The 23,521-nt window shown below is 66.0% G+C and carries 28 protein-coding genes, 1 tRNA gene and 2 pseudogenes; 19 read left to right on the forward strand and 12 right to left on the reverse strand.

Annotation, left to right across the window (positions count from 1 at the left end):
- Positions 1 to 22 precede the first annotated feature (22 nt).
- The 7 genes from rpmF (at position 23) to ACIA48_RS23370 (ending at position 5,900) form a co-directional block, all read left to right on the forward strand.
- Positions 23 to 196, forward strand: coding sequence for a 50S ribosomal protein L32 (rpmF, locus tag ACIA48_RS23340; RefSeq protein ID WP_396737109.1), 174 nt, complete (start codon positions 23 to 25; stop codon positions 194 to 196).
- 200 nt (positions 197 to 396) lie between these two features.
- Complete coding sequence (locus ACIA48_RS23345; RefSeq protein ID WP_396737112.1) at positions 397 to 1,083, forward strand: response regulator transcription factor; 687 nt, start codon at positions 397 to 399, stop codon at positions 1,081 to 1,083.
- Positions 1,083 to 2,570, forward strand: a complete 1,488-nt coding sequence (locus ACIA48_RS23350; RefSeq protein WP_396737115.1) for an ATP-binding protein — start codon at positions 1,083 to 1,085, stop codon at positions 2,568 to 2,570. The genes ACIA48_RS23345 and ACIA48_RS23350 overlap by 1 nt, the downstream gene beginning before the upstream one ends.
- A gap of 143 nt (positions 2,571 to 2,713) precedes the next feature.
- On the forward strand, positions 2,714 to 4,090 hold the full coding sequence (locus tag ACIA48_RS23355) for a S1C family serine protease (RefSeq protein WP_396737118.1): 1,377 nt from the start codon (positions 2,714 to 2,716) through the stop codon (positions 4,088 to 4,090).
- 29 nt (positions 4,091 to 4,119) lie between these two features.
- Complete coding sequence (locus ACIA48_RS23360; protein WP_216713050.1) at positions 4,120 to 4,665, forward strand: molybdenum cofactor biosynthesis protein B; 546 nt, start codon at positions 4,120 to 4,122, stop codon at positions 4,663 to 4,665.
- A 28-nt stretch (positions 4,666 to 4,693) separates the two neighbouring features.
- Complete coding sequence (locus tag ACIA48_RS23365) at positions 4,694 to 4,879, forward strand: hypothetical protein (RefSeq protein WP_396737121.1); 186 nt, start codon at positions 4,694 to 4,696, stop codon at positions 4,877 to 4,879.
- Between the two features lie 373 nt (positions 4,880 to 5,252).
- Positions 5,253 to 5,900 (forward strand): MspA family porin, encoded by a 648-nt coding sequence (locus ACIA48_RS23370; RefSeq protein ID WP_396737124.1) that lies wholly within the window; start codon positions 5,253 to 5,255, stop codon positions 5,898 to 5,900.
- A 59-nt stretch (positions 5,901 to 5,959) separates the two neighbouring features.
- On the opposite strand, the gene mscL is transcribed toward ACIA48_RS23370, so the two are convergent.
- Positions 5,960 to 6,382 (reverse strand): large-conductance mechanosensitive channel protein MscL, encoded by a 423-nt coding sequence (gene mscL / locus ACIA48_RS23375; RefSeq protein WP_396737127.1) that lies wholly within the window; start codon positions 6,380 to 6,382, stop codon positions 5,960 to 5,962.
- A 147-nt stretch (positions 6,383 to 6,529) separates the two neighbouring features.
- On the opposite strand from mscL, the gene ACIA48_RS23380 reads away from it, so the two are divergent.
- Complete coding sequence (locus tag ACIA48_RS23380; protein WP_396737130.1) at positions 6,530 to 6,751, forward strand: hypothetical protein; 222 nt, start codon at positions 6,530 to 6,532, stop codon at positions 6,749 to 6,751.
- A 5-nt stretch (positions 6,752 to 6,756) separates the two neighbouring features.
- On the opposite strand, the gene ACIA48_RS23385 is transcribed toward ACIA48_RS23380, so the two are convergent.
- The 3 genes from ACIA48_RS23385 to ACIA48_RS23395 all read right to left on the reverse strand — a co-directional run bounded on the left by ACIA48_RS23385 (position 6,757) and on the right by ACIA48_RS23395 (position 8,505).
- Entirely contained in the window at positions 6,757 to 7,419 is a 663-nt protein-coding gene (locus ACIA48_RS23385) for an SAF domain-containing protein (protein ID WP_396737133.1), read from the reverse strand.
- A gap of 61 nt (positions 7,420 to 7,480) precedes the next feature.
- On the reverse strand, positions 7,481 to 7,849 hold the full coding sequence (locus tag ACIA48_RS23390) for an FmdB family zinc ribbon protein (protein ID WP_396737136.1): 369 nt from the start codon (positions 7,847 to 7,849) through the stop codon (positions 7,481 to 7,483).
- A gap of 86 nt (positions 7,850 to 7,935) precedes the next feature.
- Entirely contained in the window at positions 7,936 to 8,505 is a 570-nt protein-coding gene (locus ACIA48_RS23395; protein WP_396737139.1) for a 5-formyltetrahydrofolate cyclo-ligase, read from the reverse strand.
- A gap of 65 nt (positions 8,506 to 8,570) precedes the next feature.
- Between ACIA48_RS23395 and ACIA48_RS23400 the strand changes: the two genes are divergently transcribed.
- The 5 genes from ACIA48_RS23400 (at position 8,571) to ACIA48_RS23420 (ending at position 12,858) form a co-directional block, all read left to right on the forward strand.
- Complete coding sequence (locus tag ACIA48_RS23400) at positions 8,571 to 9,482, forward strand: UTP--glucose-1-phosphate uridylyltransferase (protein ID WP_396737142.1); 912 nt, start codon at positions 8,571 to 8,573, stop codon at positions 9,480 to 9,482.
- 37 nt (positions 9,483 to 9,519) lie between these two features.
- Positions 9,520 to 10,797 (forward strand): gephyrin-like molybdotransferase Glp, encoded by a 1,278-nt coding sequence (gene glp / locus ACIA48_RS23405; protein WP_396737145.1) that lies wholly within the window; start codon positions 9,520 to 9,522, stop codon positions 10,795 to 10,797.
- A 20-nt stretch (positions 10,798 to 10,817) separates the two neighbouring features.
- A complete protein-coding gene (locus ACIA48_RS23410) occupies positions 10,818 to 11,471 on the forward strand; it encodes a GNAT family N-acetyltransferase (protein WP_396737147.1) in 654 nt (217 codons plus the stop codon).
- Positions 11,472 to 11,697: 226 nt separating this feature from the next.
- Positions 11,698 to 12,732 carry a gephyrin-like molybdotransferase receptor GlpR gene (gene glpR / locus ACIA48_RS23415; protein ID WP_396737149.1) on the forward strand — a complete coding sequence of 345 codons (1,035 nt, stop codon included), beginning with the start codon at positions 11,698 to 11,700 and terminating at the stop codon, positions 12,730 to 12,732.
- 53 nt (positions 12,733 to 12,785) lie between these two features.
- Positions 12,786 to 12,858 (forward strand) — tRNA-Ala (locus ACIA48_RS23420).
- Positions 12,859 to 12,880: 22 nt separating this feature from the next.
- Here ACIA48_RS23420 and ACIA48_RS23425 read toward each other — a convergent pair.
- A complete protein-coding gene (locus tag ACIA48_RS23425; protein WP_396737151.1) occupies positions 12,881 to 14,092 on the reverse strand; it encodes a thiolase family protein in 1,212 nt (403 codons plus the stop codon).
- A 38-nt stretch (positions 14,093 to 14,130) separates the two neighbouring features.
- Entirely contained in the window at positions 14,131 to 14,529 is a 399-nt protein-coding gene (locus ACIA48_RS23430; RefSeq protein WP_396738439.1) for a Zn-ribbon domain-containing OB-fold protein, read from the reverse strand.
- A 96-nt stretch (positions 14,530 to 14,625) separates the two neighbouring features.
- On the opposite strand from ACIA48_RS23430, the gene ACIA48_RS23435 reads away from it, so the two are divergent.
- On the forward strand, positions 14,626 to 15,009 hold the full coding sequence (locus tag ACIA48_RS23435; protein ID WP_396737154.1) for a hypothetical protein: 384 nt from the start codon (positions 14,626 to 14,628) through the stop codon (positions 15,007 to 15,009).
- A 65-nt stretch (positions 15,010 to 15,074) separates the two neighbouring features.
- Positions 15,075 to 15,500, forward strand: a complete 426-nt coding sequence (locus ACIA48_RS23440; protein ID WP_396737157.1) for a YkvA family protein — start codon at positions 15,075 to 15,077, stop codon at positions 15,498 to 15,500.
- Here the strand turns inward: ACIA48_RS23440 and ACIA48_RS23445 are convergent.
- On the reverse strand, positions 15,497 to 15,895 hold the full coding sequence (locus ACIA48_RS23445; RefSeq protein ID WP_396738442.1) for a DUF742 domain-containing protein: 399 nt from the start codon (positions 15,893 to 15,895) through the stop codon (positions 15,497 to 15,499). The two genes, ACIA48_RS23440 and ACIA48_RS23445, sit on opposite strands and share 4 nt — an antisense overlap.
- Positions 15,896 to 15,967: 72 nt before the next feature.
- Positions 15,968 to 16,489: pseudogene (locus ACIA48_RS23450) on the reverse strand (peroxiredoxin); the annotation flags it as partial.
- A gap of 329 nt (positions 16,490 to 16,818) precedes the next feature.
- Here ACIA48_RS23450 and ACIA48_RS23455 point away from each other — a divergent pair.
- Positions 16,819 to 17,016 (forward strand): annotated as a pseudogene (locus tag ACIA48_RS23455) (IS110 family transposase); the annotation flags it as partial.
- Between the two features lie 140 nt (positions 17,017 to 17,156).
- A complete protein-coding gene (locus ACIA48_RS23460; protein ID WP_396737160.1) occupies positions 17,157 to 17,963 on the forward strand; it encodes a crotonase/enoyl-CoA hydratase family protein in 807 nt (268 codons plus the stop codon).
- Here ACIA48_RS23460 and ACIA48_RS23465 read toward each other — a convergent pair.
- The 4 genes from ACIA48_RS23465 to ACIA48_RS23480 all read right to left on the reverse strand — a co-directional run bounded on the left by ACIA48_RS23465 (position 17,960) and on the right by ACIA48_RS23480 (position 21,616).
- A complete protein-coding gene (locus tag ACIA48_RS23465) occupies positions 17,960 to 18,697 on the reverse strand; it encodes an alpha/beta fold hydrolase (RefSeq protein ID WP_396737163.1) in 738 nt (245 codons plus the stop codon). The genes ACIA48_RS23460 and ACIA48_RS23465 overlap by 4 nt on opposite strands.
- 90 nt (positions 18,698 to 18,787) lie before the next feature.
- The gene (locus ACIA48_RS23470) at positions 18,788 to 19,849 is read right to left on the reverse strand and encodes a phosphotransferase (protein WP_396737166.1); all 1,062 of its coding nucleotides are present in this window, start codon (positions 19,847 to 19,849) and stop codon (positions 18,788 to 18,790) included.
- Complete coding sequence (locus ACIA48_RS23475) at positions 19,846 to 20,814, reverse strand: DNA polymerase domain-containing protein (RefSeq protein WP_396737169.1); 969 nt, start codon at positions 20,812 to 20,814, stop codon at positions 19,846 to 19,848. The genes ACIA48_RS23470 and ACIA48_RS23475 overlap by 4 nt, the downstream gene beginning before the upstream one ends.
- Before the next feature lies 1 nt (position 20,815).
- Entirely contained in the window at positions 20,816 to 21,616 is an 801-nt protein-coding gene (locus tag ACIA48_RS23480) for an SDR family oxidoreductase (RefSeq protein ID WP_396737172.1), read from the reverse strand.
- 73 nt (positions 21,617 to 21,689) lie between these two features.
- Between ACIA48_RS23480 and ACIA48_RS23485 the strand changes: the two genes are divergently transcribed.
- Both ACIA48_RS23485 and ACIA48_RS23490 read left to right on the forward strand, forming a co-directional pair.
- A complete protein-coding gene (locus tag ACIA48_RS23485) occupies positions 21,690 to 22,688 on the forward strand; it encodes a GNAT family N-acetyltransferase (protein WP_396737175.1) in 999 nt (332 codons plus the stop codon).
- On the forward strand, positions 22,688 to 23,518 hold the full coding sequence (locus tag ACIA48_RS23490) for a shikimate 5-dehydrogenase (RefSeq protein ID WP_396737178.1): 831 nt from the start codon (positions 22,688 to 22,690) through the stop codon (positions 23,516 to 23,518). Before ACIA48_RS23485 ends, ACIA48_RS23490 begins: the two co-directional genes overlap by 1 nt.
- Positions 23,519 to 23,521 lie beyond the last annotated feature (3 nt).

Below are 23,521 nucleotides of genomic sequence, written 5' to 3' on the forward strand. Positions count from 1 at the left end.
CTCGACTAGGAGATTTTCGATCATGGCTGTGCCCAAGCGGAGGATGTCGCGCGCGAATACCCGTAGCCGGCGTTCGCAGTGGAAGGCCACGCGCACCGAGCTCGTCGGCGTGACGGTGGCGGGCCAGCAGCACAAGGTGCCGCGCCGTCTGCTCAAGGCTGCGCGCCTCGGCCTGATCGATCTCGACCGCCGCTAAACGACTGGCGCGCCATTCCGTCCGTTGTAACGGCGTGGCGCGATTCGGGCCGAATCTCCGCCCTGTGGTTACACCAGCGGCGAGCGATCCGCCTTGCCGGACGGCTGCCGGATTCAGAACAGCCGCAGCGGGGCCTTCTCTTCGAACAAGATCGGCGCGCCTCTCAGGCCGCTCTCAGATAGCGGGTTGACACTGTGGCTGTGCGAATACTTGTCGTCGACGATGACCGCGCTGTGCGCGAATCGCTGCGTCGATCGCTCTCCTTCAACGGTTATTCAGTCGACCTGGCGCAGGACGGTCTCGAAGCTCTCGAGCTGATCGCCAGCGACCGTCCGGACGCCGTGGTGCTCGATGTGATGATGCCGCGGCTGGATGGACTCGAGGTGTGCCGTCAGCTCCGCAGCACTGGCGACGACCTGCCGATACTCGTGCTGACCGCACGCGACTCGGTTTCCGAACGTGTCGCGGGCCTGGACGCGGGGGCCGACGATTACCTGCCGAAGCCGTTCGCGCTCGAAGAGCTGCTGGCCCGGATGCGCGCGCTGTTGCGGCGCACGTCGCCCGATGACGGCATGGAAACGCCCGCAATGACGTTCTCGGACCTGTCGCTGGACCCGGTCACTCGGGAGGTCACTCGGGGTCAGCGTTCGATCAGCCTGACACGCACCGAGTTCGCCCTCCTGGAGATGCTCATCGCGAACCCGCGGCGGGTGCTCACCCGCAGCCGCATCCTCGAAGAGGTGTGGGGCTTCGACTTCCCGACCTCTGGCAATGCCCTCGAGGTGTACGTGGGCTACCTCCGCCGTAAGACCGAGGCGCAAGGAGAGCCGCGACTGATCCACACCGTGCGCGGGGTGGGTTATGTGCTGCGCGAGACCCCTCCCTGATGTCAACCCAGAATTTCTCGCCTCGGCCCGGGCCGTATGCACTGACGGCGCAGTCGACGGCCAGTTCGTTGTCGCTGCGCTGGCGGGTGATGCTGCTCGCGATGTCGATGGTGGCAATGGTGGTGGTCTTGATGGCCGTCGCCGTGTACGCCGTCGTCTCGCGTGCGCTCTACGACGACATGGACAATCAGCTACACAGCCGTGCCAGCCTTCTGATCGAAAGTGGCTCGCTGACCACCGATCCCGGTAAGGCCATCGAGGGCACCGCCTACTCCGATGTGAACGCTATGTTGGTTAACCCCGGCCGGTCGATCTACACCGCAAATCAGCAGGGGCAGACGCTTCCGCTCGGTGACCCTGAGAAGGCGGTCATCCGTGGCGAACTGTGGATGTCGAAGCGGTCGGTCGATCAACAGCGGGTGCTGGCCCTGCATCTGTCCAACGGGAGCACATTGCTGATCTCCAAAAGCCTGGTGCCGACCGATCAACTGCTCAAACGATTGGGCACTGTGCTGCTCATCGTCGGCGGGGTCGGCGTGGTGGTCGCCGCGATGGCTGGTGGTGCCGTCGCCCGTGCGGGCCTGCGGCCGGTGGCTCGGCTCACGTCGGCGGCCGAGCGGGTCGCGCGTACCGACGATCTGAGACCGATTCCGGTCTACGGCAGCGACGAACTCGCCCGTCTCACCGAAGCTTTCAACATGATGCTGCGCGCATTGGCCGAATCGCGCGAGCGGCAAACGCGACTCGTCACAGATGCCGGCCACGAGCTGCGCACGCCGCTGACGTCGTTGCGCACCAACGTCGAGCTGCTGATGGCATCGATGGCCCCCGGCGCACCACGTCTGCCCGAGGAGGAGATGGAGGGTCTGCGCGAGGACGTGATCGCTCAGATCGAAGAGCTGTCCACACTCGTCGGCGATCTGGTCGACCTGACCCGCGACGAGGCCGGCGTCGTCATTCACGAACCCGTCGACATGACCGAGATCGTTGATCGCTCCCTGGAACGAGTTCGCCGTCGCCGCAACGACATTGAGTTCGACGTGAACCTGGTGCCATGGCAGGTCTACGGTGACGGCAGCGGCTTGGGCCGCGCGGTGCTCAACGTGCTCGACAACGCCGCGAAATGGAGTCCGCCCGGCGGTCGGGTTGGCGTGCGGTTGTCACAGGTCGACTCGAAGAACGCCGAGCTGGTGGTCACCGATCAAGGCCCTGGCATCCCGCCGCAGGAACGACGGTTCGTGTTCGAGCGGTTCTTCCGTTCGGCCTCCGCACGCGCGATGCCCGGTTCTGGGCTGGGCCTGGCAATTGTGAAACAGGTTGTCCTCAAACACGGCGGCGCCTTGCGTGTCGAGTACGCGGTGCCCGGAGGACAGCCGCCGGGCACGGCGATTCATATAGTGTTGCCCGGGAGAACGATGCCCGGGGAGTCCGCGCGACACGCGGTCGCAGGCGTGGACTTGCCCGTGGTCAGCGCCGACAATGATTAGCCTGGGCGCGCTTTGGGGAAGCAAGTCTGTGCATGTTTCGAACGTTCTCTAAGTGGATTCTCAGCCCGCTTAGGCAACTTTGAGAGTGCGAACGCCGTTGTTCTGGATGTCGGACCCACAAGAGGAAAGAGCACCGCAGCGAGATGACCAACCATCCGAGGTATTCGCCGCCACCCCCGCCGGGTCGTCGCCCCGAGCCTGCGGCAACCGGATACCCCGGTGCGCAGCCCGATCCGTACCAGCAGCAGCAGTACGACTGGCGATATCAGACTCAACAGCAGCAGCAGCCTTTTCGCGCCCCCTACGACCCGTATCGCGGCGCTCCGCAGCCAGCGACGGCGCGGTACCCGCAGGCTCCTTTTCCGTCGCAACAGCCGCAGAAGCGTTCTCGCACAGGCTCTTTGATCGCTGGTGCCCTCGCAGTGGCGGTTGTGTCCGCGGGCGTAGGTGGGGGAGTGGCGCTGCTCGCGCAGCCCGACCGGCCCGCGGCCACGTCGACCATCAACGGCGCTGCCCCCGGCCAGCCCGTCGCCAGTCTGCCCGCCGGCTCGGTCGAGCAGGTCGCGGCGAAGGTCGTGCCGAGTGTGGTGAAGCTCGAGGTGGACCTCGGCAGGCAATCCGAGGAGGGCTCCGGGATCATCCTGTCCTCGGACGGCCTCATCTTGACGAACAACCACGTCGTCACCGCTGCCAAGGACGGTGCCGGTGAACCTGGCGGTCCAGGTGGGCCGGCGGCACCCAGTGGTGCGGGCGCCGCGCAGACCAAGGTGACCTTCGCCGATGGCCGCAGCGCACCGTTCACCGTGGTCGGAACCGACCCAAGTAGCGATATAGCCGTGGTCCGCGCCCAAGGGGTGTCGGGCCTGACACCAATCACCATCGGCTCGTCGGCGAACCTGAGGGTGGGGCAGGACGTCGTAGCGGTCGGTTCGCCACTCGGCCTCGAGGGCACTGTCACCACCGGCATCATCAGCGCACTGAATCGGCCCGTCGCCGCCGGCGGCGACATCCGCAACCAGAACACCGTCCTGGATGCCGTGCAGACCGACGCGGCCATCAATCCCGGTAACTCCGGCGGAGCGCTGGTCAACATGAACGGCGAGCTGGTCGGCGTCAATTCGGCGATTGCCACATTGGGTGGCGACGCTGACGGCGCGGCGCAGGGCGGTTCGATCGGGTTGGGCTTCGCCATCCCGGTCGACCAGGCCAAGCGCATCGCCGACGAACTGATCGAGAACGGCACAGCGTCGCACGCGTCGCTCGGCGTCCAGGTCGGTAACGACGCCACGGTCGACGGCGCCCGCATCGTCGAGGTGACGGGCGGCGGGGCCGCTGCCGCGGCGGGACTGCCCAGCGGTGTGGTTGTCACCAAGGTCGACGACCGGGTGATCAACAGTGCTGACGCGCTGGTCGCTGCGGTCCGGTCCAGGGCGCCGGGCGACAAGCTGACGTTGACGTATCTCGATAACGCAGGCAAGCCGCAGACCGTGGAGGTCACCCTCGGCAAGGCCCAGCAGTGAGGCCCACGGTGACCTCCGGAGCCACCACCCTGAGAGTGGCTGCGCCGCTGTCGCTCCCCGGATATACGGTTGGCGTCATGGAACAGCCAGGGGAGTTGGTGGGCCGGGCACTGGTCGTCGTCGTAGATGACCGCACTGCGCATGGTGACGAGGAGGACCACAGCGGTCCGTTGGTCACCGAACTGCTAGGTGAAACGGGCTTCGTCGTCGACGGCGTGGTCGTGGTGTCCGCCGATGAGGTCGAGATCCGCAATGCGCTGAACACGGCGGTGATCGGTGGAGTCGACCTGGTGGTGTCGGTTGGCGGCACGGGTGTCACCCCTCGCGACGTCACGCCGGAGGCGACGGTCGATCTGCTCGATCGTGAGCTGCTCGGTATCGCCGAAGCTCTGCGCGCGTCGGGGTTGTCTGCAGGTGTCTCCGATGCCGGACTCTCGCGTGGCCTGGCAGGAATCTCTGGGAGCACGCTGGTCGTGAACCTGGCGGGATCGCGCGCCGCGGTGCGCGACGGCATGGCGACCCTTACTCCGCTCGCGACTCAGATCATCGGGCAGCTGTCGAGTCTCGAGATTTAAGAGCAAGCTGAGTGCTTCAAACGAAAATGTGATCTTCGTCACAGTGGAGGTTGCGGCGATGGCGGCTCGCCCCGAACGTTCGCGCGATGCAGTTAACAAGATCTTTGGTGACGCGCTGCGCCCGCAGTCGCCGGACGACCGCGATAGTTCATCTATTGATGAGTCCGAACACGACCGCTGGCTGCGGGAAAATATGCCGCCGCACCATCAATGACCTGTGCTTTCGGTTGAAGGGCGGGGTTTCGCACCTCGCGCATTTTTGACGGATCTGTCACTTTTAGCAAATTTCTGCGGACCCTGTAGTGCACCGTGTCCGCGCGTCTGTGGGGGCGTCAGCAGTGTTATGGAAGTGAGCAAAGTGGCGGGTTGGGTAACGCCGGCTTCATCGATTGCGATTCTCGCGTTGCCGGGGTGAATCCCGACCGTTATGTTCCTCGTGTCAACGATGAGCAAGGCGTAAGAGCAACATGTGAGGGTTCTCATTTCCATCACATAAAGCTCCCGCGTCGTGTGGCCTACCGGTAGCGCCAGGCACGAACAAAGAAACAGTGAGTCCCCTCGGCTCACTGTCTACAGCTAGGGAGAACATGAAGGTATTCAGTCGGGTGCTGATTGCGATGGTTGCCGCCATCGCGTCGCTGTTTGTGAGCACTGGCACCTCTCACGCAGGGCTGGACAACGAGCTGAGCCTCGTTGACGGCCAGGACCGGACCCTGACGATTCAGCAATGGGACACGTTCCTCAATGGTGTGTTCCCGTTGGACCGCAACCGGCTGACCCGCGAGTGGTTCCACAGCGGTCGCGCGAAGTACATCGTCGCGGGCCCTGGAGCCGAAGAGTTCGAGGGCACCCTGGAGCTGGGGTATCAAATCGGCTTCCCGTGGTCGCTGGGTGTGGGCATCAATTTCAGCTACACCACCCCCAACATCCTGTTCGACCAGGCGCCAGCGAACCCTCTCTTGGCGTTCGACCCCGGCAACACCAACTTCATCACCACGCCGAACCTGTTCCCCGGTGTGTCGATCAGCGCTGACCTCGGCAATGGTCCGGGTATTCAGGAAGTCGCCACCTTCTCGGTGGACGTCGCCGGTGAGTCCGGTGGCGTGGCGGTGTCGAACGCTCACGGCACGGTGACCGGCGCTGCCGGTGGTGTGCTGCTGCGTCCGTTCGCTCGGCTCATCTCGTCGGCTGGTGACAGCGTCACCACCTACGGCGAGCCCTGGAACATGAACTAACACTCTCCTAAGCAACGGAACGGCCCCCGGAATCATCCGGGGGCCGTTTTGTATGTCGCTCAGGTCTTCTCGTTACTCGTGGTCTCCGCGGTGTCGGTGTCGCGCCCCGGGGTGTCGGCCAAAATGTTGCGGATCTCGGTGAGCAGGGACAGCTCGGTGTCCTGGGCCTGCTCGACTTCGCCCTTCTTGCGCAGCCGGTTGTAGGGGAGCACGACCAGGAAGTAGACGACGGCCGCGACGAGGATGAAGTTGATCGCCGCCGATAGCAGGACGTTCAGGTCGATGGTCTCGCCACCGCCGATGCCGATCTTCAGAATGCCGTAGTCGGAATCGCCGCCCGCGCCTATCCGGTTGATGAGCGGCTGGATGATGCTGTCGGTGAACTTGGTGACCAGCGCCGTGAACGCGGTGCCGATGACCACCGCCACCGATAGATCGACGATGTTGCCCCGGGCGAGAAACTCCTTGAAGCCCTTTAACATGCGCGCAAATTCCTTCCTATAAGTCCGGCAATCCGACAGACACTCGACGTTAGTACCGATGGCCCTGCAGCACCCGAAGACCGGTGCTAGCTTTCGTGCAGGCGGTCAGTTCGGCTGTGTGCCAGACAAATATGGGGAGGGCTTGCAATGCGGTGGCTGTTCGCGGTGGTAGCGGGAGTGCTGCTAGGCATTTCGGTGGTCACTTCGACTTCGGGGAGTCCGGCCAACGCGCAACCCGTTCCGCCCCCGCCGCCGGGACCGGCCCAACCCGGATCCTCGACCACCGAGGAGCTGGCCGACATGGTCCTGGACGCGATCGAGCATGATTCGCCGGCGCCTCCGAGCGCCGCGCCGGGGCCGCAGCCCTGACGTGCTCAGTGAAAGGTGACCGTCACGGTCTGCACCAGCGCCGCGCCCGCCGCCTTGTTGGCGTCGTGAGCCGGTAGGGCGACCAACACCACCCGGTCTCCTCCGTCGCCTGCTCCCGTCGATTTAGGGGAGACCAGGACCACTACCGCATCGGTCGCCACGACCGCCGGCTCCGCGTGGGCGCCCACGCCGGCGTCGGCCCCGGCGCCGAGCACGTCCACCACGTCGCCGGGACGGATCAGGTCGAGCAGCGCAGTGTCGTCGAGGTGGAGCGGCACGATTCGTGCATCGGGGCCTGCCGCCGATTCGGCCAACCTCGGACCCAACAACCGGACGTCGGTCAGCGCCTCGCCGCGGCGCGCCGGACCCGCCAGCGTCGCGCCGACGACGACGGCCAGATCTGTCTGCGAACCGTCGGGAACCGTTGTCGCCAAGCGGGTTTCGAGACGGACATCATCTGCGCTGAGTTCGACCCCGGGTGCCAGATCGCGGGCGGCGACGATGATGTCGGTGCGTTCATGCGCCGGATCGGGCCGAAGGGCCGCGACGGCGGCCAGTACGACAAGAGCGCCGGCGGCGACCCGTCGCGCTGCGACGGTGCGTGACCAGTCGGGGCGTAGGCGATCGGTGAGGCGGCTCAGCGCCGTCGGATTGAGCGATTCCCCCATACCGCCAAACTAGGCAGCCGACGAGGGTGATGGCGCGGGCTGACGTCGCGCCTGTGGATAACTAGCTCGACGCCGCGGCGGCGGGCGCCGAACTCGACGAGCTGGAGCTCGAGCTCGAGTCGCTGGACGATTTGGAGGTGGACTTGTCCGACGACTTGTCGGACGAGGAGGACGACGAGGACGAATCCGAGCTGCCGGATGAGCCGTTCGAGGACGCCGCCGACGAAGACGACGACGAGGAGCTCTTGGACGCCTCGCGGCTGTCGTTGCGGTAGAAGCCACTGCCCTTGAACACGACTCCTACGTTGCCGAACAGCTTGCGCAGACGGCCGCTGCACTTGGAGCAGGTGGTCAGCGCATCGTCGCTGAACGCCTGCACCTCATCGAAGCGGTTGTCGCATTCGGTGCACGCATAGGAATACGTGGGCACGGAAACCTCCGAAGGTCGTCAAACTTCTTAGCACTCTACCGGCTCAAGTGCTAGAACCGCTACGTGCCCGTCGGCATTCCCGTCCGCTAGCCGAGCGTGACGAGTCCCCTCTCAGGGGTCAGCGCGTGGGTCATGCGCACGTCGTGTGGCTCGACGGGCAGCACGTCGACGAGTTCGTCGTCGCGCACAACGGCGATCAGGCGCGCGGCCGGATCGGCCAGCGGAAGGGCACGGTCATAGAAGCCCGCGCCGCGGCCCAGGCGTACGCCGCTGCGATCGACCGCGAGCGCGGGCACCAGGATCACCGAGGCATCGGAGATCGCGTCGCCGCCCGACCAGGGTGGCGCGGGTTCGCGCAATCCGAATGGCGCCTCGACGAGCGCACCGGGGCGGTAGTCGCCCCACTGCAGACCCGCGATGTCAGCGCGGGCGACGGGCAGCAGCACGTGCACACCACGGCTGTGCAGTGAATCGAGCAGCTCGATTGATCCCGGCTCCGACCCGACCGGTACATACGCACACACGGTGGCGGTATCGGCGATGAACGCCGAAAGGTGGTCGGCGAGGGCCTGCGCTTCTACGGAGTGCACCTGCTTCGACACCCTGCGTCGAGCCCGCAGTATCGCCGCGCGCACCTCGGCTTTCGATCGCTGCACCGCACCGCCTCCAAACACCGGGTCTCAGGAGGTTCAACCGACCCAAGGACATTAGTGTGTGAACGATGACACAGGCCGAGGTTCCGGTTCCGCGCACGGCAGTTGTCCCTGCTGCAGGCTTGGGAACGCGCTTTCTGCCCGCCACGAAGACGGTGCCCAAGGAACTGTTGCCCGTCGTCGACACGCCGGGCATCGAGTTGGTGGCTGCGGAGGCAGCGGAGGCAGGCGCCGAACGGCTGGTCATCATCACCTCCGAGGGCAAGGACGGCGTCGTCGCCCACTTCGTTGAGGACCTCGTTCTCGAGGGCACGCTGGAAGAGCGTGGCAAGCACGTGATGCTGGAGAAGGTGCGTCGCGCGACCGACCTGATCAAGGTCGAGTCGGTAATCCAGGCAGAACCGCTGGGGCTGGGACACGCCGTCGGCTGTGTGGAAAGTGTGCTGAACGACGACGACGATGCTGTCGCCGTCCTGCTGCCTGACGATCTCGTATTGCCCACCGGTGTGCTGGAGACGATGTCGAAAGTCCGTGCGAAGCGCGGTGGTTCGGTGCTGTGCGCGATCGAGGTGCCCGGCGACGAGATCAGCGCTTACGGCGTTTTCGACGTCGAACCCGTCAAGGACACCAACAACCCGAACGTGATGCGCGTCAAGGGCATGTTCGAGAAGCCGAAGGCCAAAGATGCGCCGTCGCCATATGCCGCCGCGGGCCGCTACGTGCTCGACCGCGCGATTTTCGGTGCGCTCAAGCGGGTTCCGCGCGGGGCCGGCGGTGAGATCCAGTTGACCGACGCGATCGCGCTGTTGATCAACGAAGGGCATCCGGTGCACGTCGTCGTGCATCGCGGTTCTCGACACGACCTCGGAAATCCCGGCGGCTACCTCAAGGCTGCGGTTGACTTTGCGTTGGAGCGCGACGACTACGGGCCTGAGCTACGGCGGTGGTTGGTGGAGCGCTTGGGGCTGATCGATTGCTGACCCGCGGCGATCGCCCTGACACTTAGAAAGGCGTGTTGTGCGGTCGGTTGAGGAGCAGCAGGCTCGTGTAGCCGCCGCCGCGGTGGCCCCCAGACCGGTCAGAGTGGCGATCGCCGAGGCGCAGGGTCTGATGTGTGCCGAAGAGGTCGTCACCGAGCGTCCGCTGCCGGGATTCGATCAGGCCGCCATCGACGGCTACGCGGTTCGTAGCGTCGACGTGCTCGGCGTCGGAACCGGCGACGAGGACGACGGTGACGACACTGCCGGGACGGGCTCCGATGGCGAGGTGAGCCTGCCGGTCATCGGTTCGATCGAGGCGGGCGCCCGCACCCCCAGCCGGCTGCAGCCCCGCCAGGCCGCGAGGGTCCAGACCGGTGCACCGATGCCGACACTCGCCGATGCGGTACTCCCGCTGCGGTGGACCGACGGCGGCGACTCGCGGGTGACGGTGCTGCGCGGTGTGCGTTCCGGCGCCTACGTCCGCAGAACGGGCGACGACGTTCAGCCCGGTGACGTGGCGGTGCGGGCTGGCGCGATCATCGGTCCCGCACAGGTCGGACTGTTGGCCGCCGTCGGCCGCGATCGCGTGCTCGTGCATCCGAAGCCGCGGTTGTCGGTGCTGTGTGTTGGCGGCGAACTCGTCGACATCTCCCGCACGCCGGGCAACGGGCAGGTCTATGACGTCAACTCTTACGCACTGGCCGCCGCCGGCCGTGACGCGGGCGCGGAGGTGAACCGCGTCGGCATCGTCGATACGGATCCGAAGGCGCTGCGCGACGTCGTCGAGGGGCAGATCAACCGTGCCGAAGTGGTGGTCATCGCGGGCGCGGTCGGTGGAGCCGCGGCCGAAGGTGTGCGGACGGTTCTCGCCGAGCTCGGTGAGATGGAAGTGGCGCGCATCGCGATGCATCCCGGATCGGTCCAAGGATTCGGTCAACTCGGGCGCGACGGCGTGCCGGTGTTTCTGCTGCCGGCCAACCCCGTCAGCGCGCTCGTGGTTTTCGAGGTGATGGTGCGTCCGTTGATCCGGCTGTCGCTGGGGAAGCGGCAGGCGCATCGGCGCATCGTGCAGGCGCGCACGCTGTCGCCGATCACCTCGGTGGTGGGTCGCAAGGGTTATCTGCGTGGACAGTTGATGCGTGATCAGGACACCGGTGAGTATCTGGTGCAGGCGCTCGGCGGCGTCCCGGGCGCACCGTCGCATCTGCTCGCGACATTGGCCGAGGCAAACTGTCTGGTCGTCGTCCCCAGCGAGGCCGAACAGATCCGCACAGGCGAGATCGTCGACGTCGCATTCCTGGCTCAGCGCGGCTGATCGACACCGGACACACCGTCATGAACCTGTGGCGTAACAGCTCCATGCATCCGGGGTGGCCGGAGCCTGCCGGCCCGCTGCGGGTGCCCGCCGGCGTGGTGAGGTTGCGGGCGGTACGGCTGCGCGACGGGGCGCAGTGGAGCCGTATTCGGTTGGCTGACAGGGCTCACCTGGAGCCGTGGGAGCCGACCACTGGCGTGGATTGGGAAGTGCGCCATGCCCTTACATCATGGCCGTCGGTGTGCTCTGGACTGCGGTCCGAGTCGCGTAAGGGTCGGATGTTGGCGTATGTGATCGAGCTGGACGGGGAGTTCGCCGGCCAGCTGACGATCGGAAACGTGACGCACGGCGCGCTGCGGTCGGCATGGATCGGGTATTGGGTGGCCAGTACAGCGACCGGGGGCGGGGTCGCGACAGCGGCGCTGGCGTTAGGGCTGGACCACTGCTTCAACGCGGTGCGGTTGCATCGTGTGGAGGCGACGGTGCGACCCGAGAACACCGCGAGCCGCGCCGTGCTGGCAAAGTGTGGCTTTCGGGAGGAGGGTCTGCTGCGGCGCTATCTCGAAGTGGACGGCGCGTGGCGGGACCACCTGTTGGTGGCGATCACGATCGAGGAACTCAACGGTTCGGCGACGTCCGCGCTGGTGCGCCAGGGCCACGCGAGCTGGACGTAACCCCTGTGCGCCTCGCGAGCGCTACGCCAGGGCTGTGTCCGCGGGCAGATAGCGACGCTGATGTACATCTTGCGAGTCCAAATGCATGTCAAATTGTTGCAAAAGTGACACGTGTGACTTGTGGTGCTTGTCACCAGCGAATTACAGGTGTGTAATTGTCTCGGCGCGCCATCCACGGATGCGCAGGTCAGCAGACCTAGCCTTAACGGGGAAAGGAGCCGGCGACATGCCAAGCATCCCCCAATCCCTTCTGTGGATCTCTCTCGTCGTCCTCTGGCTGTTCGTGCTCGTCCCGATGCTGATCAGCAAGCGAGACGCAGTGCGCCGCACCAGCGACGTCGCGTTGGCGACGCGAGTTCTCAACGACAGCCGAGCCCGGCTCCTGAAGCGCAAGGGGCGGCCCGCGGCCGGCCATGCCAGCGATCCGGACTGGCAGCCGTCTGGCGAAGACCTCGACGATGACCTCGATGATGATGTCGAAGAAGAGGCCCCGACGCGCCGGACCGTCGTGCGCGTTGCCGCCGTAGAGGTCGCGCAGGACGAGGATCCGGGCTACCTCGACGTCGACGTGGTTGACGAAGATGCTGCCGCGCTGCCAGTCGGCACCTCCGCGCGTGCCGAAAGTGACGAATTGACACTGGATTTCGGCGAAGCAGTCGAAGAGGAGCCCGTCGCCGAGCCTGTTGCCGAGCCCGTCGCGGAGGAGGCTGAAGAGTCACCGGCCGAGCGCGAACCCGACGGCACCGAGGATGAGTACGAGTACGTCGCTGATTCCTCCGGGATAGAGGCGCCGTCGGACAACGAGCTCGAGATGGCCGACTCGCTGAGTGCCGCGCGCAAACGCCGATACGAATCGAAGACCGGCGCTGCAGTGAGCGCGCGCAAGTACAAGTTCCGCAAGCGGATGCTGACGGTCATGGGCGTGCTGGTGATCGCGGCCGTCATCACGGCGTACACCCTAGAGCCGATGATGTGGTGGGTCAGCGCCGTCGTCAGCGCAGTGACGCTGTTCTACTTGGGCTATCTGCGGCGTCAGACGCGTATCGAGGAGCGCCTACGGCGCCGTCGGGCGCAGCGGATGGCGCGGTCGCGGCTCGGGGTGGAGAACACCGACGACCGGGAGTTCGACGTCGTGCCGTCGCGGCTGCGGCGTCCCGGCGCTGCGGTGCTGGAGATCGACGACGAGGACCCGATCTTCGAGCATCTTGACCACGCGCCGTTCGCCCGTCACTACGACCTTCCACGGGCCGCGGGCCAGTAGCCTCGCGGTTTCGACCCGCGGGCTGCGACTGGTAGCGTGTGCTACCGGTATCAGGGGCTATGGCGCAGTTGGTAGCGCGTCTCGTTCGCATCGAGAAGGTCAGGGGTTCGAATCCCCTTAGCTCCACAACGATTTATCAGCCGCGGCGTTAAGCCGCGGACTTCTCCAGAATGTGGACGCCGCAGGCAGATCCCAACCCGATGACGTGGGCAAGGCCGACCTTCGCGTTTACGATCTGGCGGTCGCCGGCCTCACCGCGCAGGTGGTGGCAGATCTCCCAGACGTTGGCGATGCCCGTTGCCGCGATGGGGTGGCCCTTCGACTCGAGCCCGCCCGATACGTTCACCGGCGTCGAGCCGTCGCGCCAGGTGGCGCCGGAGTTGAAGAAGTCTGCGGCCCCGCCCTCTTCGCACAGCATCAGGTTGTCGTAGTGCACCAGTTCTGCCGTCGCGAAGCAGTCGTGTAGCTCGACCAGATCGAGGTCCTTGGGCCCGATACCGGCCTGCTCGTAGGCGATCGTTGCGGCCTTACGCGTCAGCGTGTTGACGTTCGGCAGTACCTGGCAACCCTCTTCGTAGGGGTCGGTGGTCAGCACCGAGGCCGACACCTTCACCGCGCGGCGCCGCTGTTCCAGTGACAGGGACGCCAGCGTCTCGCCGTTGCAGACGACCGCGGCGGCGGCGCCGTCACAGTTGGCAGAGCACATCGGGCGGGTGTTGGGGTACGCGATCATGACGTCGTTCATGATCTGCTCGAGAGTGAACCGCTTCTGGTAGGACGCAAGAGGATTCAGTGTCGAATGGGCGTGGTTCTTCTCGCTGATCTTGGCGAACAGCTCGAAGCTGGTACCGCCGTACTTGTGCCCGTACTCCATGCCGATCTGCGCGAAGACGCCCGGCATCGTCTCGGTGCCGATCCGGCCGTCGACGGGTGCGACCGCGCCATAGCGACCCTTCGGCGTCCAGGTGTCGGCGTCCTTCTTCTTCGACCCACCCCCACCGAGCAGGCCTGCGCCCGAAAGCTTCTCGACGCCGACCGCGAGACCGTAGTCGACCTCGCCGGCCTTCACGGCCATGATCGCGGTCCGCAACGCCGTCGCACCCGTCGCGCACGCGTTGGCCACGTTGTAGACAGGGACGCCGGTCTGACCGATCTGCTTCTGAAGTTGTTGTCCGATACCGGCACTGGCGTTCATCAGGTTGCCCGCCGCGATCACGCCGATGTCGGCCATCGTGACCCCGGCATCCGAGAGTGCTCCCGTCGCCGCCTCAGCCGCCAGGTCGACGGTGTCCAGGTCGGGGTGCTTGCCGAACTTGGTCATCTGAATGCCGACGATCCACACCTCGTCGCTTGCGCTCATCGTTGAAGCTCCTTCGCCAGATGGATGGGGGTTTGAGGTCAGCCGACGGGCTCGAAGCCGAAGCCGATCGCCTCGGTGCCCTCGGAGTCGGTGCCGATCGGTTGGATTGCGAGGCGCACCTTCATACCGTCGCGAACGTGCTCGGCGTCGGGCTCGACGTTGATGAGGTTGGCGCGGACCTGTGTCCCTCCGCAATCGACGACCGCAGCGACGAACGGAACCGGGATCCCCGGTGCCGCGAAGGCGACGATCGTGAATGCGCGCACCGTGCCCTCGGTCGGGATCGGCACCGTCGTGAAGTCAGTGGCGAAGCAGCTGGCGCACGCGTTGCGCCGGTCGAAGAAGCGGGCGCCGCAGTTCGCGCACTGCTGCGCTATCAAGTGCGGCTCGTCGCCGTCCAGCACCAGGTAATCGACTAAGGGAATCTGTCCGGCCACGCGCACCTCCATCGTCGGTGCCATCGACGTTAGTACTCATGCGCCGAACGCAATTTGTTGGGATCGGTAGGCGACGTGGCGAGGTCTACTGGCCGCATGCGCAAAACCCTCGTCGCCGCGTGTGCGGCCGCCGCGTTCGCCTCCGTAGGTTTGAACGTCGCGACAGTCCTGGTGCCTGTCGCCAACGCCGTGCCGTTCTGTTCGCCGGCGAATGCGGATACTCCGCCGTGCGCGCCGCCCGAAGGCCCGCCAGGCACGTGCGACGCGAACGGCGTCTGTGGCCAGATCTGGTGCCCCGGTTCAGGCATGGAGCCAATTCCGAACTGGGATATGAACGTCTGCCACACCTTCTATTTCGATCCCAACGCGCCGCTGACCGAACCTGTGATCATTCAGGGTCAACCTCCCGGACCGCCGGCGCCCCCACCGCCGCCGTGCATTTTGTTCATCAACTGCCTGCCCGGTCTCACACATGCCTAGCGGGCTGCTGAGGTCGACCACCCGCTAGTAGGTTCCTTCGTGATGAACGATCTGCGGAGGGGAGTGTGACGGGATCCTTCTGGTGGAACGTCGTCATCGGCCTTGCCGCGGCACTCGTGCTGTCGTGGATTGCGTTGGTGATCGCACTCGTCATCGTGCGGCCGCGATCAGGCCTGCTGCGCGAGGTGATGCGGATCCTGCCCGACGTACTGCGCCTCATTCGCCGGCTCGCGGCGGACAAGACGCTGCCTCGCGGCGTCCGGATCCGGCTCGGATTCTTGTTGGCCTACTTGGCCATGCCGTTCGACCTGATTCCCGACTTCGTCCCCGTGCTTGGTTATGCGGACGACGCCATCATCGTCACCGCGGTCCTGCGCAGCGTGGTGCGTCGAGCCGGAATCGAAGCGGTTCGGGCGCATTGGCCCGGCAGCGACGACGGCTTCGACGCACTGTGTCGCCTCACCGGGCTGGACGGATCCATGACGCCCTAGTTGGCGAGCGCGCGCAGGCCGCGCAGAGTCCTCGTCAACAGTTCACGCCGTTCCTCGATACTCATCGAGTCGCCGGGAATGGCGTTCACCCGCAAGTAGCCCTGTGTCACCAGGTCGCCGACCAGATACCGCGTCGCACCGAGCGGCAAGGACAGCGCAGCGGCGATCTCTGCGACCGAGCGGCTGCGCACGCAGCACGTCAGAATCTGGCCCCGCACATCGTTTTTCGGCCACTGCGGCGATTTGCCCGCGGTGGCGACCGCTTGGACGGGAGCCTCGAGCGGCAGTTCAACATCGGCGTCGGCGCGACCTGCCGTCAGCGCATAGGGCCGGACCAGACTCGGCTCCCGCGCGGTCTCCGGTTCGGTGAACAAGTCGCCCAGCGGCTTGTCCATGCCCGCGGACTGTTGATGCGCGGCGGCGTGCTTTCCTCGAGCATGCGGCTTGTCGTGCGGCAGGTTGAGGTTCTGTAAGAACCACAGGGTCTGATCGGCGTGCACCGATGCGCGCACCTCGGTCGAGACGACCTTGAGCACGGTGCGATCGGTGCCGATGACGAACGTGGTCCGTCTGACCGGAAGCAGCCTGGCCAGTAGACCGCGTCGCCGAGTGTGCCGGCCACGCCAGTTGGTCTCGCGCGTCGCGAACGATGTGTTCAGTTTGGCGAGCCTGCCGCGCCGCACCCCGAACAGTTCGGATACCACGCCGTCCTCGTCGGACAGCAGCGGATAGTCGAACGAGCGTTGCTGGGCGAAGTGGGCCTGCCTGTCGACGGTGTCGGTGCTGATGCCCACCCGATGCGCGCCCACCGCAGCGAACTCGTTGCTCAGGTCCCGGAAATGACAGGCCTGCGCGGTACACATCGGCGAGGACGCCAGGGGATAGAAGAACAGCACAACCGGCCCGTCGGAAAGGAGCCCTGACAATGTGCGGGGCCGGCCGGTGTGATCCAGCAGCGTGAAGTCAGGCGCCTTTTCGCCTGCAATCATCGGCAAAGACTAGCGCGGGGACGCTGCGCGGAATGCATGTCTTGGATATTTCGGTCGTCGCCGGGCATCCGCGGCGGCGGAGCTCGGGTCGGTAGATTGCGACTCAGTGTCAGGGTGAGGTGCCGCGTAGTGCGGTGGTTGGATCCTTTACGCCTGGTGTTTGGCTCTTAGATTGGGTGCCGCTTTCGGGTTGGCGTTCACGCGTTTTGCCGGCATCAGGTCTGAAGGACCGGCCGGCGTGACTTGATAGGAGCGTGGCACCGCCCCCGACTGAGATGTGTCCGCCGACCGGCCCAACCGTCACCTCACAGTGAATGGAGGCAACCACCATGGTTGTTGTTGGAGCCGATGTACACAAGCACACGCACACCTTCGTCGCCGTGGACGAGGTCGGACGCAAGCTCGGCGAGAAGACCGTCAGGGCCGTCACCGGCGGGCATGCGGAGGCAGTGATGTGGGCCCGCGCGCGTTTCGGGGCCGATCTCATCTGGGCGATCGAGGATTGCCGGCATCACCGGTACCGCGTCGCTGGAGGGGACTCCACCCCCGAAGCGCTGCGCTGCCTCAAACGCCGGCTCGCCCGCGTCGTCTTCGGCCCCTTGCGCACAGACAACAACAACCGTCAAAAGCCTTGCCAAATGGCAGCGGCTTGACATAGGAGAAACTCGTGAGCGAAGACAGAGTGCGGGTACAGACGGCAGCCGATGGTGTGGCGACGGTGACGATGGTGCGCGCGGAGAAACACAACGCGCTGGACCAGGCCATGTTCGACGCCCTGATCCGGGCCGCCGAGCAGGTGGCAGCCGACCCGTCGATCCGTGCGGTGGTCCTGCATGGCGAGGGTAAGAGCTTCTGCTCCGGCCTGGACGTCGCCAGCTTCATGTCGGGCGGCGGCAACGGCACCGGCGGTCTGCTGGCGCGCGATGCCGATCGGGTGGCCAACTTCGCCCAGCGCGTGACGTGCGACTGGTCGTTGGTGCCTGCGCCGGTCATCGCCGCGATCCACGGCAACTGTTTCGGCGGCGGTCTGCAGATTGCACTCGGCGCCGATATCCGGATCGCCGCGCCGGACGCGAAGCTTTCGATCATGGAGGTCAAGTGGGGCCTCGTGCCCGACATGGGCATCACGCAGACGCTGCCGAGGCTGCTGCCGATCGACGTGGCGAAGGAACTCACCTTCAGTGGCCGCATCGTGTCCGGGGTCGACGGTGCCGCCATCGGGTTGGTCACCCGGACAGCTGACGACCCGCTCGCCGCTGCACTGGCGCTTGCCGACGAAATCACTCAGAAGTCGCCCGATGCGGTGCGCGCGGCGAAGCGCCTCTATAACGAGACCTGGGTCAGCAACGACGCCGGGGCCGCGCTCGCGCGCGAATCCGAGCTGCAGGCCGACCTGATCGGCAAGCCCAATCAGATCGCCGCGGTGATGGCTGGAATGTCGGGGGAGCGACCGGTTTTCGCCGACCCCGCCTAGAGCCCGCATTCCGCCAGCAATAACTCCGCGAGCAGTTCGGGGTGCGTATTCATCACCTGATGGCCGGCATCGATGTGCAGGATCCGCTCGACGCCGAGCTGTGCGGCGAACCGCTGTTGCCAGTCGGGCGGCAGCGATTTGTCCCGGCCGCAGACGACGTAGCTGGCCGGCTGGGCGATGAGGTGCTCGTAACGCCAATCCGCTTGGGTGTACGTCTTCGGCGGCCAGGAGTCGTGTAAGAGCTTGGACAAGAAGGCTTCCTGCTCGTCCGCGGACATTCCAGTACAGAACATCTCGCGGAAGAGCTCGATCATCGGGGTCGTCTTCTCGTCCAGCGCCCAACCGACACAATCGTCGCGCTCACCCTGCACGCCTTCGCCGATGAGTTGCATGATCGACGTTCCCGGCGGGGGTGCCGAGCAGGTGACGTACACGAGCCGTTCAAACGTCGCGGAGGCACATTCGACCATCCGCGGCATCAGCATTCCGGCTTGCGAATGCCCTACCAGGACAATGCTTTGCATGCCTGATTCGGCGATCTCGGCGACGAGTTCACGTGCGATGTCACCCATGTCCAGCGACGCGGTGTCACGGTCTCGCTTTGTGCCGCAACCGGGTACGTCGAGCGCGAGGTACCGCACGTCCTCCGATAGTGCGACCAGCGCGGCGATGGTCTGGTCCCACACCCACGCACCCTGGCCACCACCGTGAACGAACACCAGATTGTTTGGCATGACCCTCCTAGGTTCGACCGCGAGCAGACGTGAAAACCCCCTTTTTGTACCCGAAATGGGGGGTTTCGCGTCTGCTCGAGACGGAAAGGTTCAGCCATCGAGGCGAGCGCGTAACAGGTCGAGTGATCCGAAGTCGCCGACCATCTGGACAGCCCGATCGAGACCGGCCCGCGTCGTCGCTTCGCCCTGAAGACGCCGGCCGAATGCCGCCGTGACGCCCGCAGCGATGTAGCCGGTAAACGCGAAGAGACGGTACGCGTCCCACGCGTTGTCGAAACTGAGCCGCGTGGTGCCGTCGGCGTTCAGTGTGTCGACGTAGGTACGTACCAGGTCGGTGTCGACGGCGCGGCGGATGTCGGAGTCGATGGACGTTGCGGCGAAATAGGCCAGGTCCTTGATCGCCGGACCGCACGCAGAGACCTGCCAGTCGAACAGCACCGGCCGGTCGCGGACGAAGCAGATGTTGCCGAGGTGGGTGTCACCGTGTAGCAGCGAGGTCGGGTATGTCCGCATCAGCGCTGCGATCGCCCAACGGTTCTTGATGAGCATCTTCGCCTCGTCGCGGAAATTCCGCGGCGCGATGTCGTAGAAGTCCTTCGGGATGGTGTGCAGCAGATGCCACGAGTGCGGGCCGAGGCGGGTGTTGCGTGAGCGGGCTGGACCGAGGAATGCGAGGTCGGTGTCGAAACGTGGTGACTGCCAAAACTTCTGGTGCACGGTCGCGAGCGCACCGGCGACGGCGAGCGCCTGTGGGGCAGTGGCTCCGGTCGCCAATGGCGGGAAAATCGCCTCGCGCAGCGAAAGATCCTCCAGGATCACCACCGCACGGCCACGCCCATCCGAGGCTGCGCCGTAGAGCGCCGGCATCACCTGAGCCAGTTCGGGGTGGAGCCGTCGGTAGACCTCGGCTTCGTTGTGCGCCAGGGCCATGAACCGGTTGAAGAAGCGTTCGGCGGGCCGGGTGGGGGCGAGTTTGACGAACGCCGTAGCGGGCAACTCCGGCGCGCCGGTGATGTCCAGTCGGGCCCGGGTGGCCGTGCCATGGTCGACGTCCCGCAGGTGCACGGCGGTGACGTCTTGGCGTGCCGTCAGCGCGCGGAACATCGCCACATCGATATCGCCGGGTCGGCGCGGAATCCTGTTCGTAGTCAACGGGTTTCCTCGCCATCGGACTTGCGCCGCGCCTTTGCCCGGCGCTTGCCTTCATGCATGGCCGCCACCCTGGCGACAGGGATCGCGCGGCCCTGTTCGATCAGGTCAGCGGGCAGTCGCTGCGGCGCAGGCATCGACTCCGTCCACGACGGCCGACCGACGAGCGCGTCGGCCGCCGAGTGAACGGTGAAGTCGCCGGGGGACACCGAGTCGAGCTCGGACCACTCGAGCGGAAACGACACCGGTGTTCCGGGGCGTAACCGCGGGCTGTACGCCGCCGCGACGGTGGCCCCGCCCGCGCGGGTTGCGTCGACGAACACCTTGCCGCCGCGATCCTCGACGATGAACGCCGTCGTCGCAATGCCCGGGTCGAGAGCCTCCGCGCGGGCGGCGAGCGCACGGGTCGCCGCCGCCACGTCGTCGACCGGTGCCGAGTCGTCGATCGGGACGAAGACGTGCACCCCCTTGGCGCCGCTGGTCTTGACCGCGCCGTCGAGCCCGCTGTCGGCCAGTGCCCGATGCACCAGATGCGCGACAGCCACCACCCTCGCGAAGTCGTCGTCGGGCGGGTCGAGATCGAGCACGAGATGTGTTGGGCGATAGATGTTGTCGGCCAATCCGAGCGTCGGGTGAAACTCCACGGCCCGCTGGTTGGCCAGCCACAGCAGGGTCCGCCAGTCGTTGCACAGCGCGTAGTGCACCTCGCGGTGGCTGGCCTCCGCCCACATCGGCACCGTCCGTACCCAGTCGGGGGTGTACTTGGGCACGTTCTTCTGCATGAAGGGTTCGCGCCCGCGAAGGACCCGCAGAACGGTCAGCGGGCGATCGACGAGGGCCGGCAGCATCCGGTCGGCGACCGCTGCCAGATAGTCGACGAGGTCGCGCTTGGTGGCCCCGGCGTCGGCGGTCAGCGGCTCGTCGAGATTGGAGAGGTCGACCCCGTCGCGCTGCTCCTTGGCGGCCATGTCACCCGGCGGCGGTCGTCGCGAGTCCGCCGTCGACGGGGATGACCGCGCCGGTGAGGTAGGCACCGGCGCGGCTGGCGAGAAACACTGCGATGCCCGCCATGTCGTCGTCGCGGCCGATCCGGCGAAGCGGCGCCGACGCCGCGATCGAGTCGCCAAAGGACTCCAGCGTCGCGGCCATCATCTTGGACTGAAAGGGTCCGGGAGCGACGGCGTTGACGGTGATGTGCTGCGGACCGAGTTCATACGCGAGCATGCGTGTCAGATTGTGCAGCGCGGCCTTACTGCTGACATAGGAATACACCGGCAGCCGGCTCGGGCGAATGCCGTCGATGCTGCCGACGTTGATCACCCGCGCGGGATCGTCAGCGGACCCGGCCTCCCGGAGTGCGGGCAGTAGCGCCTGCACCATCCAGAACGGCGACTTGACGTTGAGATCCAGCACCTTGTCCCATGCCGAATCGGGAAAACTCTCCAACGGTTCACCCCACGTCGCGCCCGCGTTGTTGACCAGGATGTCCAACGGCTCGCCGCCGGCGGTCACCTCTTCGGCCAGGCGCAGACATTCTTCGTGCCGGATCAGATCGGCGGGGATCGCTTGGACGTCGCCGAAACTCGACAACTGCTCGCGGGCTTGTTCGCAGGCGTCGGCCTTGCGCGAGCTGATCACGACGCGGGCGCCGGCCTGCACCAGCCCACGGGCCATCATCAGGCCGATACCCCGCGAGCCACCGGTGACGAGGGCACGCTTGCCGCTCAGGTCGAAGAGCTGGGCATGAGTGCTGAACTGATCTCTGCTCATCCTCGAATAGTGCCCTATCGGGTGCGCGCTGCGTTCCTTGCTCGTTGAGTCGAGCACGCCGTAGCCTCGAGACGTGGCCGGCCCGACTGTCGTCCGAGCCGACGAACTCGTCGAACTAGGAGTCTTCGCCGGCTGTTCAACCGAAGCCCTGGCACCGCTTGCGGCGCAGTTGCAGCCGCTGAACGCGGCGCCGGGGCAGGTGCTCATGCAACAGGGTGAGCTCGCCGTGTCGTTTTTGCTGATCGGATCCGGCCGTGCCGAAGTCACCCATGCGGGAGATGACGGGCACGACACCGTCGCTGAACTCCAGCCCGGCCTGATCGTCGGTGAGATTGCGTTGCTGCGCGACACACCGCGCAGTGCCACGGTGGTGGCGCTCGATCAGCTCACGGGATGGGTCGGTGATCGGGAAGCGTTCGCGACCATGCTCGAGATCCCGGGCATGGTGGAGAAGCTGGTGCGCACGGCGCGGCAGCGGCTCGCCGCATTCATCACGCCGATTCCGGTGAAACTGCGCGACGGGTCCGTCTTCTACCTGCGTCCGGTGCTGCCGGGTGACAGTGAACGCACTACCAACGGGCCGGTCGAATTCTCGGGCGAGACGCTGTACCGCCGGTTCCAGTCGCCGCGCACGCCGACGAAGTCCTTGATGACGTATCTGTTCGAGGTCGACTACGTACACCACTTTGTCTGGGTGATGACCGAGGGCGCCGAGGGGCCGGTGGTGGCCGACGCGCGGTTCGTGCGTGAGGAGGACGACCAGGCGGTCGCGGAAGTGGCCTTCATCGTCGGCGACGACTACCAGGGCCGCGGCATCGGAACGTTCCTGATGGGTGCGCTCGTCGTCACCGCGGATTACGTTGGCGTCGAACGCTTTACCGCACGGGTGCTCAGCGACAATCACTCGATGCGGGCGATCCTCGACCGATTCGGCGCCAACTGGCATCGCGACGACCTCGGTGTCGTCACCACCGTCGTGGACGTCCCGAACCCGCGATCGCTACGGCTGCCGGCGTCGCTGGTCAAGAAGATTCGGGGCGCGACGTCGCAGGTGATCAAGGCGGTCGGTTGATGAAACCCGCTCTCAATAAGGACACCCGGCTGTGTATCTCGTTGGCCGCGCGGCCGAGCAACATCGGCACCCGCTTCCACAACTACCTGTACGACCTGCTGGGTCTCGACTTCATCTACAAGGCATTCACGACGACAGACATCGCAGCGGCGATCGGCGGTGTGCGCGCGCTGGGCATCCGCGGCTGCTCGGTGTCGATGCCGTTCAAACAGGACGTCATCGAACTCGTCGACCACGTCGAGCAATCCGCGTCGTCCATCAATGCCGTCAACACGATCGTCAACGACACGTCCGTTCCCGGGGGACACCTGACCGCGTCGAACACCGACTACCTGGCCGTCCAACGGCTCATCGCCGAACACGGGCTGCAGCCGTCACAGTCCGTGCTGTTGCGGGGCAGCGGCGGAATGGCGAGCGCCGTCGCGGCGGCGTTCCGGGACAACGGCTTTCGCCGGGGCACATTGGTCGCCCGCAACCCTGACACCGGGCGGGCGCTCGCCGAGCAGCTCGACTACGAGTACGCAGCCGAAGTGGGCGACCACACCGCCGACGTGATCGTCAACATCACGCCGGTGGGTATGGCAGGCGGCCCCGAGGAGAACGACCTCGCCTTCGACGCGAATGCGATCCGCGCGGCGCACACCGTCTTCGATGTGGTGGCGTTGCCGTCCGAAACGCCGTTGATCGCCGCGGCTCGCGACGCCGGTATCGCAGTCATCACCGGAGCCGAGGTGATCGCGCTGCAGGCCGCCGAACAGTTCGAGCGATATACGGGGGTGCGGCCAAGCGCCGACCAGGTTGCGGCGGCGTCCGCGGTGTCACGCGCCTAGCGC

The sequence above is a fragment of the Mycobacterium sp. NPDC051804 genome, from assembly GCF_044452905.1.
Lineage (GTDB): Bacteria > Actinomycetota > Actinomycetes > Mycobacteriales > Mycobacteriaceae > Mycobacterium.